We start from the raw sequence: 12,649 nt of genomic DNA, 5'->3' as shown, positions 1-12,649 counted from the left end.
TGCTCAGGCGGGGCGGCGCCGCATCGGCACGTGGGGGATCCCGTCCTCGGTGAACGGCTCGCCGTCGATCGCGAACCCGAACCGGGCGTACCAGCCGGCGAGGTGGGCCTGGGCGTCCAGGACCGTCTCGACGTCACCCGCGAGCTCGATGCCGAGCCCCATCAGCCGGGCGGCGTGGCCCGCCCCGCGGAACTCCCGCGCCGTCGCGACCCGGCCGATGCGGGCGCACCCGTCGGCGTCGCGGAGCAGGCGCGCGGTGGCGGCCACCGCACCGTCCGCCGCCTGCACCCACAGCAGTTCCGCGCCGGGTTCGGCGTCACGCCCGTCGAGCTCCGGGTAGGGGCACTCCTGCTCCACGACGAACACGTCGACCCGCAGCCGCAGGACCCGGTAGAGGACGAGCGGGTCGACGGAACCCAGCGGGGCGTGCCGGACCTGCAGGTCGGAGGCCGTGCTCGTCGCGGGGGCCGTGCTCATCCGAGGAGGTCGTGGCGCACGACGGTCTGCTCGCGGTCGGGGCCCACCCCGACCGCGGAGATCCGCGCCCCGCTGATCGCCTCGAGCGCCTCGACGTAGCGCTGCGCGTTCTTCGGCAGGTCGGCCATCGTGCGGGCCGTGGTGATGTCCTCGGTCCAGCCGTCGAAGAACTCGTACACCGGGGTCGCGTGGTGGAAGTCGCTCTGCGACATGGGGATCTCGTCGAAGCGGACGCCGTCGACGTCGTAGGCGACGCACACGGGGATCCGCTCCCAGCCCGTGAGGGTGTCGAGCTTGGTGAGGACGAAGTCCGTCACGCCGTTGATGCGCGCGGCGTAGCGCGCGATGGGGGCGTCGTACCAGCCGGTGCGGCGCGGGCGCCCGGTCGTGGTGCCGAACTCCCCGCCGTCCTGGCGCAGCTTCTCGCCGTCGTCGTCGAGCAGCTCCGTCGGGAACGGGCCCTCGCCGACGCGGGTCGTGTACGCCTTGACGACGGCCACGATCCGGTCGATGCGGTTCGGCGGGATCCCCGAGCCCGTGCACGCCCCGGCGGCCGTCGCGTTCGACGACGTCACGAACGGGTAGGTGCCGTGGTCGATGTCCAGCAGCGTGGCCTGGCCGCCCTCGAACAGGACGATCTCGTCGCGGTCCAGCGCGTGGCTGAGCTCGAGGCTCACGTCGCGCACCATGGGCCGCAGGCGCTCCGCGTAGGACAGCAGGACCTCGACCGTCTCGTCGACCGAGACCGCGCGGCGGTTGTAGACCTTCACGAGCAGGTGGTTCTTCTGCGTCAGGGCGCCCTCGACCTTCTGCCGCAGGATGCTCTCGTCGAAGAGGTCCTGGATGCGCAGGCCGACGCGGTTGATCTTGTCGGCGTAGGTCGGGCCGACGCCGCGGCCCGTGGTGCCGATCTTGCGCGAGCCGAGGAAGCGCTCCGTCACCTGGTCCAGGACGCGGTTGTACGGCGCGATGATGTGCGCCGACGCCGAGACCAGCAGCTTCGAGCAGTCCACCCCGCGGGCCTCGAGCGCGTCGATCTCCTCGAACAGCACCCCGAGGTCGACGACGACCCCGTTGCCGATGACCGGGGTGACCCCGGGCGTGAGGATGCCCGAGGGCAGCAGGTGCAGGGCGTACTTCTCGTCGCCGACGACCACCGTGTGACCGGCGTTGTTGCCGCCGTTGAACTTGACCACGTAGTCGACGCGGGCGCCGAGGGCGTCGGTCGCCTTGCCCTTGCCCTCGTCCCCCCACTGGGCGCCGACGAGCACGATCGCGGGCATGCCATCCCCTGCTTCCACCTCGTGAACAGACCGCGTCGAGAGTACCCGGACTCCCCGGCTCCGGCGTTTCCCCGGAGCCCGGGGCCGCGCTCAGCCCAGGCGCTCGAGCAGTTCGAGACCGAGCCGGCGCCCGGACAGCCAGGCCGCCTCGACCTTCGACGCGGGCCCCCAGGCGTCACCGCAGACGCCGATGAGCGAACCCTCGTCGAGCCCGAACGGCTGGTCCTCGTGCTGGCGCAGCGGCTCCGCCAGCGACCACCGGTGCGCGCGGTTCCACTCCGGGGCGGGCGTGGGCCCGCCCGTGAGCAGCGGCCCGAGCTCGGCGATGACGGGCGCCACGGCCGAGGCCGGGTCGTCGAGGTGGTCGGCGGAGAAGTCGGGCGCGGCGTGCGCGACGAGGACGGGAGCCGCGTCGCCGCGCCGGTCGCCGTCGTCGGCCAGGAAGACCACCAGGTCGGAGTTGTTGACGAACGCGCCGTGGAAGTCCGGCCACCAGCGCTTCGACCACGCGGCGTAGACCGCGATGCACGGGCGGTAGTTCCAGCGGGCCGACACGTCGAGGCGCATGGCCACCATGCGGGGCAGCAGGTCGGCCGCCTGCGGGTCGGGCATCGCCAGGACGACCGCCGCGGCGTCCACCCCGTCGACCTGCGGGCCCGTCTGCGTGGCGTCGACCGACTCGACGTCGGTCTCGCTCTCCACGACGAGCGCCGGCTTCCCCGGCGGGGCGACGAGGTCGTCGGTGAGGCTGCGCAGTCCGGCGGCGGCGCCGTAGCGCACCGGCCCGGAGGAGGTCCGCTGGTCCTCGCGCGCCGCGACGTCGGGGTTGCCGTCGATGACCTCGAAGCGGTCGGTCCAGGGCCGCGCAAGGCCGCGGGCCTGCCAGTCGGCGACCTGGGCCGTGAACTCGTCGCTGGAGGCGGTGAAGTAGGACGCCCCGAGGTCGACGACGCGGACCCCGGCGGCGGTCTCGACGCGGCGCCCGCTCATCCGGCCCCCGGGCCGGCGGCCGCGGTCGAGCACCCGCACGGGCACCCCGGCCTCGACGAGGACGCGCGCGCACGTGAGGCCGGAGATGCCGGCGCCGACGACGACGACGGGGGCGCGGTCGCTCCCGGACGGCTGACCCCCGCTGCTGGAGGCGGCCGCGGTCATGCCAGCAGCGCCTGGGCGGCGGCGGGGTCGCAGTCGGCGAGGAACTCGGTGCAGCGCACGAGCTCCTCGGTCTCCTCGATGGCCCCCGCGGCGCGGGCCAGGGCGGCCAGCGCGCGCAGGAAGCCGCGGTTCGGCTCGTGCGAGTACGGCACCGGGCCGTGCCCCTTCCAGCCCGCGCGGCGCAGCGCGTCCAGGCCGCGGTGGTAGCCGGTGCGGGCGTAGGCGTAGGCGGCGATGTCGTCGCCCGCCCCGAAGGCGCGCTCGGCCAGCAGGGCCCAGGGCAGGGACGCCGACGGGTGCCCGGCGGCGACCTGGGCCGGGTCCGCACCGCCCGCGAGCGCCGCGTCGACCTCGGGGACGGCGGGCAGCAGGGTCTCGGGCGGGCCGGGGAGCAGGTTGTGGGCCACGGTGGTTCCTCTCGTCGGTGGTGCTCGTGCTTCGTGCTCGTGCGGGTCTGCGCGTGCGGGCGGGTCGGGCGGGAGGGGGCGGCCTCAGAGGCCGGCCGCGGCCAGCTCCACCCACACGATCTTGCCCTTGCGGGTCGGCTGCCAGCCCCACCGGCCCAGGCGGGCGACCACGCGCATGCCGTGCCCGCCGGAGCCGTCGGGGCGGGCATCGACGACGCGCGGGGCCTCGGGGCTGTCGTCCTCGACCTCGATGCGCAGCCCCTCGGGGGTCTCGAACAGCCGCAGGCCGACGGTGCCCCAGCCGTGCAGGACGGCGTTGGCGACCAGCTCGGACACGACGATCTCGGCCTGCGGCCCGCAGCCGAGGCCCCACACGGCGCAGGCGCGCAGGGTCGCGTGGCGGGCCTTGCCGATGGACGACGGCTCCGAGGGCAGCTGCCAGCGCCGCCGCCGCGGGGTGTCGGCGGCCGTGGTGGGGACGTCGGAGACCTGGTCGGGGATGCGCACCACGACGACCGCTGTGTCGTCGTCGGGCGACTCGCCGAGCGCGGTGAGCAGCTCCTCGCCGATGCCGGCCGCGTCGGCGGCCCCCGCCTGCTCCAGGACGCCGACGAGGACGCCCAGGCCGTCGCGCATGGCCCGCTCGCGCGTCTCGATGAGGCCGTCGGTGTAGAGGACGAGGACGTCGCCGGGCGACAGCGACCGGTCGCGGGTGGGCCGGGGGCGGCTGCCGAGGCCGACGAGGGTGCCGGTGCCGTCGCTGAGGACCTCGACGGTCGCCGCGCCCGCGCCGCCGCGGCGCAGCAGGGGCGGCAGGTGCCCGGCGCTGGACCACGACAGCTCCCACTCGCCGTCGTCCAGGCGGGAGAGCATCGCGTACACGAGGCTCGCCATCCGGGGGATGCGCATGCCGCTGGCCAGCTGGTCCACGCGCATGAGGACGCTGCCCGGGTCGTCCAGCTCGTGGGCGTAGGAGCGCACGACGGAGCGGATCTGGCCCATGGCCGCGACCGCCTCGACGTCGTGGCCGACGACGTCGCCGACGACGACCGCCGCGACGTCGGGTGCGGTCTGCAGGACGTCGTACCAGTCGCCGCCCACCTGGGCGCGGTCCACGTTGGGCGCGTAGTACGTCCACACGTCCAGGCCGTCGACGCTGGCCTGCTGCGGCAGCATGCTGCGCTGCAGCGTCTCGGCGAGGGCGTGCTCGCGGGCGTGCGAGCGGGCCGTCTCGACCAGCAGGCCGGCGCGGCGCGCCGCGCTCACGACGACGGCCGCCGCGTCCTCGCTGAGCGCCCCGTCGCGCGGCAGGACCACGAGGAGGCCCACGACCTGGTCGCGGCCGAGCAGGGGCACCGCGAGCGCGGGCGTGGCGGTGACCGCCGCGACCATGGCGGCGACCCACCCGGAGGCGGTGGTCGCCTCCTGCGGGTCGGGCACCGGCGGGGTCAGGGGGTGCACGGCGCCGGACAGGGCGACCCGCAGCAGCGGGTCGTCGGCCCCGTCGGCCGTGGCGCGGCGCAGGCGGCGGCCGGTCAGGGGCGCGAGGACCGGCCCCGCGGCGGCCGCGAGCTCGGCGTCGACCCCGCGGGGGCCGCCGGGGCGGGCCACGGTGAGCAGGACGAGGGCGTCGGCGACGACGTGCTCGCCCAGGACGTCGACGACGGCCTGCAGCCCGGCCGCGACGTCGTCGGCGACGACGACCTCGTCGAGGCGGCGCAGCAGCTCCAGCCGGGCGGCGGTGCGCTCCCCGGCCTCCTGCGCCGCGCGCAGGCCCGCCTCGGCGGCGACCCGGCCGGTGACGTCGGCGTGCCAGGACACGACGTGGCCGGCGCGCCCGGTCGCGTCGAGCAGGGGCGAGGTACCCACGCGGTGCAGGAAGGACGTGCCGTCGCTGCGACGGTCCAGCACGGTCACCGCGACCGGCTCGGCGCGCTCCAGGCCGTCCGCCAGCTCCGCGAGGGACGCCTCGTCGCCCGCGGGCACCAGGGCGCGCACGGGCTGCCCGACGACGTCGGCCGCCGAGCGGCCCGTGGCGCGCGCGTAGCCGGGCCCGGCCCACGTGACGGTGAGGGTCGCGCCGGCCTCGGGCCCGCGCTCGCTCAGCGCCATCCCCGGGCTCGCGGTGACCACGTCGTCGTCCCCCGCCCCGGGCGTGGCGGGCGGCGTCTCGAGGTGCTGTAGGGCGACCAGGACGCGGTCGCCACCCGCGGGCGTGGCGGTCAGCCACAGGTGGTCCGGGAGCAGGACCCCGCCGAGGCGCTCGCCGTCGGCCAGCCGCCCCCACGGCCCCTCGCCGGCGCTGAAGCCGGCCGCCCGGCACCAGGCCGCCAGGTCCGCGGGCAGGGAGCCGCCGGCCAGGGCGAGGGCGCCCGCGTCCGCGGCCACGAGCCGGGGGCTCGCGCCGGCGTGCCGCTGGACGAGGAGGACGGCTGCCGGAGCGTCGCGCAGGGCGAGCGGCAGCGGGCCTCTGACGTGCATCGGTGGTCTCTCCTCTGGGCGCGCTGCGGTGTCGCGGGTGCGCGGCGGCGGCGCGGACCTCGATCAGTAGCATGCAGGGGGGTGCGACGGCTCGCGCGTCGAGGGTGACCGCTCCCGAGGGGACGCGGCGTTCCCTCGGGTGGCCGGTGTGTCCTACGGTGCGAGCGACGCATCGTTCGGGTTCGACCGCCGCCTGCAGAGAAACGGGTGGCCGACGAGCGTCTGCGCTGCCTGCGGAGGGAAGATGACGAGAGACACGACGCCGACGGGGGGTGCTCCACGCCTGCCCGAGGTGCGGTCCGTCGACCCGGGGTCCGTGCACGTGCTCTACGAGCCGCGTGCGACCCGGGTGGTGCTCACGGGGGAGATCGACGCCGAGCTCGGCCCGGACCTCCTCGAAGCGGCTGAGGACGCCCTGACCTCCGGACGTCCACTGCAGGTCGACGCCCACCACGTGACCTTCATGGACTCCACCGGCCTGGCCTTCCTCGCCCGGCTGGCGTCCCGCTCGCGCGGGCGCCGGGTGACCCTGATCCGGCCGCCGGCCGTGGTCAAGTTCCTCATCGAGACGACGAACATCGTCCAGCTCCTCGACGTCGTCGACGAGGAGCCGGCGCTCGTCGGCGAGGACGACGGGCCTCAGCCCGCCTGAGACGGCGGTGCCCCGCGGCGGCTCGCGCCACCGCGGGGCACCCCGCTCAGCCGGCCAGCCTCAGCGGACGGACTTGCCGGCGCTGCGCAGGCTCTGCGCGGCCTCGACCACGCGGGCGGACATGCCCGCCTCGGCGGCCTTGCCCCACGCGCGCGGGTCGTACTGCTTCTTGTTGCCGACCTCACCGTCGATCTTCAGCACGCCGTCGTAGTTGCGGAGCATGTGCTCCACGACGGGGCGGGTGAACGCGTACTGGGTGTCGGTGTCGACGTTCATCTTCACGACGCCGAAGTCCACGGCCGCCGAGATCTCCTCGGGCGCCGAGCCGGAGCCGCCGTGGAAGACGAGGTCGAACGGGTTCTCCTTGCCGATCGCCTTGCCGACCTCGTCCTGGATCTGCTTCAGGATCTCCGGGCGCAGCTTCACGCCACCCGGCTTGTAGACGCCGTGGACGTTGCCGAAGGTCAGCGCCGTCAGGTAGCGGCCCTTCTCCCCCGTGCCCAGCGCCTTCACGGTCGCCAGGCCGTCCTCGGCCGTCGTGTAGAGCTTGTCGTTGATCTCGTGCGCGACGCCGTCCTCCTCGCCGCCGACGACGCCCACCTCGATCTCGAGGATGATGCGCGCCGCGGCGCACTTCTCCAGGAGCTCCTCGGCGATCTGCAGGTTCTCGTCCAGCGGCACGGCCGAGCCGTCCCACATGTGCGACTGGAACAGCGGCTCGCGGCCGGCGGCGACCCGCTCGGCGGAGATGGCGACGAGCGGGCGGACGAAGCTGTCCAGCTTGTCCTTCGGGCAGTGGTCGGTGTGCAGCGCGATGTTCACGCCGTAGCCCTTGGCCACGTGGTGGGCGAACTCCGCGAGGGCCTGGGCGCCGAGGACCATGTCCTTCACGGCCGGGCCGGAGGCGTACTCCGCGCCGCCCGTGGAGAACTGGACGATCCCGTCGCTCTCGGCGTCGGCGAAGCCGCGGATCGCGGCGTTGAGCGTCTGCGACGAGGACACGTTGATCGCCGGGTAGGCGAACGACCCTGCCTTGGCACGGTCCAGCATCTCTGCGTAGACGTCGGGGGTGGCGATGGGCATGGCGACTCCTCGTCGTGGCGGCACTGGCGGGGCGATCCTTCCACGCCTCCCCGCAGTGCGGCAGCCGGTCCTCCGGATGCCGAACGAGGCGTGCGGGGCGAGGGTGGGGGCATGGCAGACACCAGCTTGCAGGGCAAGAAGATCGCGTTCCTCGTCGCTCCCGAGGGCATCGAGCAGGCCGAGCTGACGGGTCCGTGGCAGGCCGTGCAGGAGGCCGGGGGCCGGCCGGTGCTGCTGTCGACGCAGGCCGGCACGGTCCAGGCGTTCGACCACCTCGACAAGGCCGACACCTTCGACGTCGACGTCGTCGTCTCCGACGCCTCGGTCAGCGAGTACGACGCGCTCGTGCTGCCGGGCGGGGTCGCCAACCCGGACGCGCTGCGCACCGACCGCGAGGCCGTCGCCTTCGTCGGGCAGTTCGCCGCCTCCACCAAGCCGGTCGCCGCCATCTGCCACGCCCCGTGGACGCTCATCGAGGCCGACGCGGTCCGCGGGCGCCGCATGACGTCGTGGCCGAGCCTGGCCACCGACCTGCGCAACGCGGGCGCCGAGTGGGTCGACGAGGAGGTCGTCGTGGACGTCTCGGGCCCCGGCCCCCTCATCACCAGCCGCAACCCCGACGACATCCCCGCCTTCAACGCCGCCCTGCTCGAGCACGTGGGGGCCTGAGCGTGGCCACCCCCGGCATCGGCTACACCTGCATGGGCGAGCAGTCGGACCCGCGCTGGCTCGTGCGCGACGCGGCGGCCGCCGAGGAGGCGGGTTTCGACCTCGTCGCCTTCTCCGACCACTACTCGCCGTGGCTCGCGTCGCAGGGTCACGCGGCCTACGCGTGGAGCGTCATGGGCGCCGTCGCGCAGGCGACCTCCCGCGTCGAGCTCATGACCTACGTGACGTGCCCGACCATGCGCTACCACCCCGCGGTCATCGCGCAGGGCGCGGCGACGCTGGGGCTGCTGTCCGAGGGCCGCTTCACCCTGGGCCTCGGCTCGGGGGAGAACCTCAACGAGCACACCGCGGGCCACGGCTGGCCGGCCGTGGAGGAGCGGCAGGAGATGCTCGTGGAGGCCGTCGAGATCATCTCGGCGCTCTTCGACGGCGAGCTGCTCACCTACTCCGGTGAGCACTTCCGCGTCGACTCCTCCCGGATCTGGGACCTGCCCGAGCAGCGGGTGCCGATCGGCATCGCGGTGTCCGGGGACAAGTCCTGCGCCCGGTTCTCCCCGCTCGGCGACGTGATGATCGGCGTCGACCCGGACCCGTCGCTGGCGACGGCGTGGGACGGCGCGCGGGCCACGGCCGGCCGCAAGGTCGGTCAGATGCCCGTCAGCTGGGACTCCGACCGCGACGTGGCCATCACCCGCGCGCACGAGCAGTTCCGGTGGTTCGCGGGGGGCTGGAAGGTGAACGCGGACCTGCCGACGACGGCCGGCTTCGCGGGCGCCACGCAGTTCGTCCGCCCCGAGGACGTGGCCGACGCGATCCCGTGCGGGAACGACGTCGAGGCGATCGTCACGGCCGCGACGGAGTACTTCAAGGCGGGGTACACCGACCTCGCGCTCGTGCAGATCGGCGGGGAGCACCAGTCGGCGTTCCTCGAGGCCGCGCAGAAGGAGATCATCCCCGCGCTGCGCGAGGCGGCGGAGTCGAACGACCCCAGCCCCAGCTGACGCGGGTACCGCCCCCGGAGAACCTCGTGACCGGTCGCCGTCAGTCCCCGCGGCGGTCGGTCACGAGGTTCTTCGCCGTCAGCAGGTCCAGGCGCCGGTCGCTCTCCCGCAGCGCCTTGACGAGCCGGACGTGGTGCTTGGGGTTCGCGGGGTCCAGCCGCCGCGAGCGCGCCAGGACGTCGATGCGGTGCTCGTCCCACTCCCGCGCCGCGTCCTCCGCCTGCCGGCGCTGGCGCACCGCGCCGGGGGACGTCGTGGAGCGGCGGTAGAGCAGCAGCAACCCGGTGAAGGCCGCGAACATCGCCACCGACACCCAGTCGCGCTGCACGGCGGAGACCACCGTGAGGCCGACGCCGACGACCACCACCACGAGCAGCACCTGACGCATGCGGGACACCTGGGCATCCTCCCACCCACGGTGCACCCGCGGCCACGCACCGCCACTCCCACCGTGATCATGCAGGTAATACCTGCATGATCACGGAGGGGACGGGGGTTCAGCGGTCGCGCAGCGCGTCCGCCAGGAGTTCCGCGAGGTGCTTCGGCCGGACGTCGGCGAGGTTGTCGGCCTGCGTGCGGCAGGAGTAGCCGTCGGCGAGGACGACCGCGTCGCCGCGCTCGCGCAGCGCCGGCAGGAACCGGTGCTCGGCGACCTTGACGGACACGTCGTAGTGGCCCTTCTCGGCGCCGAAGTTCCCCGCCAGCCCGCAGCACCCCGAGAGCACCGTCGCGTCCACGCCGGCCTTGGCCAGCAGCGCCTGGTCGGGCGCGAAACCCATGACGGCGTGCTGGTGGCAGTGCGGCTGGACGACCGCCTTCGCGTCGATCCGCGGCGGCACCCACTCGGGGCGCTGCTCGGCGATGAGTTCCGCGAGCGTCCGCACCCGGGTCTTCAGCGCGTGCGCGCGCGGGTCGTCGGGCAGCAGTTCCGCCGCGTCCTCGCGCAGCAGCGCGGTGCAGGACGGTTCGAGCCCGACGATCGGGACGTCCTGCGGCAGCGACGGCTTCGTGAGCGCGTCGAGCGAGCTGCGCAACTGGCGCTTGGCCCCGTCGAGCTGCCCCGTCGAGACCCAGGTGAGCCCGCAGCAGACCCGCTCCGTGGTGATGCTGACGTCGAAGCCCAGGTGCTCCAGCACCTCCACCGCGGCCCGCCCGACCTCGGGCGAGAAGGAGTCGGTGAACGAGTCGACCCAGAGCACGACGGGCTGGCCCCCGGTGCGGCGGGCGCGCCGCAGGAACCAGGCCCGGAACGTCGTCTCCGCGAACCGCGGCAGCGGCCGGTGCTGGTCGATGCCTCCGGCGGCCTTCGCGACGCGGGCCAGGAGGGGCACCGCGGTGAGGGCGTTGACGAGCTTCGGGGCGAGCGACACGAGCTTCGCCCAGCGCGGCAGCCACCCGAGCAGGTAGTGGTTCATCGGCCGCAGCCGGCCCGCGTAGTACTTGTCGAAGAACTCCGCCTTGTACGTCGGCATGTCCACGCCCGCGGGGCAGTCGACCGTGCACCCCTTGCAGGACAGGCAGAGGTCGAGGACCTCGCGGACCTCCTCCGAGCGCCAGCCGTCCGTGACGAGCTGGCCGTTCGCCATCTCCTGCAGCAACCGGGCGCGCCCGCGGGTGGAGTCCTTCTCGTCGCCCGTGGCGAGGAAGCTCGGGCACATGACGCCGCCGGAGTCCGCGCGGCACTTGCCGACGCCGACGCAGCGGTGCACGGCGCGGGTGAGGTCGCCCTCGTCGTGGGAGTAGGCGAACTTCAGCGGCATCCCGAGGACGTGGGAGCTGCGCGACGCGGGAACCCGCAGGTCGGCGTCGACCGGGCTGGGCCGCACGATGACGCCGGGGTTCAGCAGGTCGTCCGGGTCGAAGACGCGCTTGACCTCCTCGAACGCGGCGATCGCCTCGGGTTCGTACATCAGCGGCAGCAGCCCGCCGCGGGCGCGGCCGTCGCCGTGCTCCCCGGAGAGGGAACCGCCGTGCGAGGCGACGAGCCGGGCCGCGTCCTCCAGGAACTCCCGCGTCCGGGCCGGCGAACCGTCCTCGTAGAGGGGGAAGTCGATGCGGACGTGGATGCAGCCGTCGCCGAAGTGGCCGTAGGCGAGGCCGTCGACGCCGTGGCTCGCCATGAGCGCCTCGAACTCGCGCAGGTAGGCGCCCAGGCGCGCGGGCGGCACGGCCGCGTCCTCCCAGCCCGGCCACGCCGGCTGCCCCTCGGGCGAGCGCCCGGCGAGCCCGGCGCCGTCCTCGCGGATGCGCCAGAGAGCGCGGGCCTCGGCGGCCGTGGGGATGACGACGGAGTCCAGCGCGGCGGAGTCGGCGACCATCGCGTGCGCGGCCGCGAGCGCCTCCTCGGGCGTCTGCCCGCCCATCTCCACGAACAGCCAGCCGTCGCCGCCGGGGAGCCCGGCGACGGACCCGCCGCGGCGCACGACGACGTCGGCGAGGCGGCGGTCGATGCCCTCCACGGCCAGCGGGGAGTGCGTCAGCAGGGCCGGGGTCGCGTCGGCGGCCGAGGCCATGTCGGCGTAGCCGAGGACGACGAACGTCGTCGCGGGCGACTGCGCCACGAGGCGCACGCGGGCCCGCAGGATCGTCGCGAGCGTCCCCTCCGACCCGGTCAGCAGCCGCGCCAGGGCGGTGCCGCGCGGCCCGCCGGTCTCGGGCAGCAGGTGCTCCAGCGCGTAGCCGGACACCTGGCGGCCGAAGGTGCCGAAGGAGGTGCGGATGGTCGCGAGGTGGCGGCCGGCGACGGCCTCGAGCGGGGCCGTGAGCTCCGCGGGCGCGGCGTCGGTCCAGTAGCGGCGGCCGTGGCCGTCGAGCACCTCGAGCTGGACGACGTTGTGGCTGGTCCGGCCGTAGGCCAGGGCGTGGGAACCGCACGCGTCGTTGCCGATCATCCCGCCGACGGTGCAGCGCGCGTGGGTGGACGGGTCCGGGCCGAAGCGCAGCCCGAACGGCTCCGCGGCCCGCTGCAGGTCGTCCAGGACGACCCCCGGCTCGATGAGCGCCGTGCGGGTCTCCGGGTCGATCTCGAGGACGCGGTTCAGGTGCCGGGAGAAGTCGAGGACGACGCCGGTCCCGACGGCGTTGCCGGCCACCGACGTGCCGGCGCCCCGGCTGGTGAAGGGGACGCCGAGCTCGCGGCAGACGGCGAAGACGGCCTCCACGTCGGCGGCGCTGCGGGGGAAGACGACCGCACCCGGCACGACCCGGTAGTTCGAGGCGTCGGAGGTGTACTCCGCGCGCCGGCGGGTGCTGACGTCGACGACCTCGGCCCCGCCGGCCCCCAGGGCGGCGACGAGGCGGGCGCCGAGCGCGTCCGGAGCGGCGTCGCTGCGCACGGGGGCGGGTTCGGTGAGCGTCACGTGCCCAGTGTCGCAAGCAGCCCGCGTCCTCGCCGACGCCGACCGCCGGCTCCCCGCGTGACGGTGGGCACACCCCGGTGGC

General features: G+C 74.8%; 11 protein-coding genes. 3 read left to right on the top strand and 8 right to left on the bottom strand.

Going from position 1 to position 12,649, the window contains the following annotated elements:
* Nucleotides 1-3: 3 nt before the first annotated feature.
* From F1544_RS06180 to F1544_RS06160, 5 genes are all read right to left on the bottom strand, one after another.
* Nucleotides 4-477, bottom strand: coding sequence for a GNAT family N-acetyltransferase (locus tag F1544_RS06180; protein WP_167583334.1), 474 nt, complete (start codon nt 475-477; stop codon nt 4-6).
* The gene (locus tag F1544_RS06175; protein ID WP_167583332.1) at nt 474-1,760 is read right to left on the bottom strand and encodes an adenylosuccinate synthase; all 1,287 of its coding nucleotides are present in this window, start codon (nt 1,758-1,760) and stop codon (nt 474-476) included. Before F1544_RS06175 ends, F1544_RS06180 begins: the two co-directional genes overlap by 4 nt.
* Before the next feature lie 90 nt (nt 1,761-1,850).
* Nucleotides 1,851-2,915 (bottom strand): NAD(P)/FAD-dependent oxidoreductase, encoded by a 1,065-nt coding sequence (locus F1544_RS06170; RefSeq protein WP_167583330.1) that lies wholly within the window; start codon nt 2,913-2,915, stop codon nt 1,851-1,853.
* A complete protein-coding gene (locus F1544_RS06165) occupies nt 2,912-3,322 on the bottom strand; it encodes a DUF3151 domain-containing protein (protein WP_167583328.1) in 411 nt (136 codons plus the stop codon). Before F1544_RS06165 ends, F1544_RS06170 begins: the two co-directional genes overlap by 4 nt.
* Nucleotides 3,323-3,406: 84 nt before the next feature.
* Nucleotides 3,407-5,803, bottom strand: a complete 2,397-nt coding sequence (locus F1544_RS06160; protein WP_167583326.1) for an ATP-binding SpoIIE family protein phosphatase — start codon at nt 5,801-5,803, stop codon at nt 3,407-3,409.
* Nucleotides 5,804-6,047: 244 nt separating this feature from the next.
* On the opposite strand from F1544_RS06160, the gene F1544_RS06155 reads away from it, so the two are divergent.
* Entirely contained in the window at nt 6,048-6,455 is a 408-nt protein-coding gene (locus F1544_RS06155; RefSeq protein ID WP_208971373.1) for an STAS domain-containing protein, read from the top strand.
* Between the two features lie 60 nt (nt 6,456-6,515).
* Here F1544_RS06155 and fbaA read toward each other — a convergent pair whose 3' ends face one another.
* Nucleotides 6,516-7,538 carry a class II fructose-bisphosphate aldolase gene (gene fbaA / locus F1544_RS06150; RefSeq protein ID WP_167583324.1) on the bottom strand — a complete coding sequence of 341 codons (1,023 nt, stop codon included), beginning with the start codon at nt 7,536-7,538 and terminating at the stop codon, nt 6,516-6,518.
* Between the two features lie 111 nt (nt 7,539-7,649).
* Between fbaA and F1544_RS06145 the strand changes: the two genes are divergently transcribed.
* Both F1544_RS06145 and F1544_RS06140 read left to right on the top strand, forming a co-directional pair.
* The gene (locus F1544_RS06145; RefSeq protein ID WP_167583322.1) at nt 7,650-8,207 is read left to right on the top strand and encodes a type 1 glutamine amidotransferase domain-containing protein; all 558 of its coding nucleotides are present in this window, start codon (nt 7,650-7,652) and stop codon (nt 8,205-8,207) included.
* Nucleotides 8,208-8,209: 2 nt separating this feature from the next.
* Nucleotides 8,210-9,208: a TIGR03557 family F420-dependent LLM class oxidoreductase gene (locus F1544_RS06140; protein WP_308469903.1), complete on the top strand. Its 999-nt coding sequence runs from the start codon at nt 8,210-8,212 to the stop codon at nt 9,206-9,208.
* Between the two features lie 40 nt (nt 9,209-9,248).
* Here F1544_RS06140 and F1544_RS06135 read toward each other — a convergent pair whose 3' ends face one another.
* Together F1544_RS06135 and F1544_RS06130 are read right to left on the bottom strand one after the other, a co-directional pair.
* Nucleotides 9,249-9,605, bottom strand: coding sequence for a hypothetical protein (locus tag F1544_RS06135; RefSeq protein WP_167583320.1), 357 nt, complete (start codon nt 9,603-9,605; stop codon nt 9,249-9,251).
* 100 nt (nt 9,606-9,705) lie between these two features.
* Complete coding sequence (locus F1544_RS06130; protein ID WP_167583318.1) at nt 9,706-12,567, bottom strand: FAD-binding and (Fe-S)-binding domain-containing protein; 2,862 nt, start codon at nt 12,565-12,567, stop codon at nt 9,706-9,708.
* Nucleotides 12,568-12,649: the final 82 nt, after the last annotated feature.

Source organism: Kineococcus rubinsiae (assembly GCF_011839805.1).
Taxonomy (GTDB): domain Bacteria; phylum Actinomycetota; class Actinomycetes; order Actinomycetales; family Kineococcaceae; genus Kineococcus; species Kineococcus rubinsiae.
This window is presented reverse-complemented; position numbering and strand designations above follow the sequence as displayed.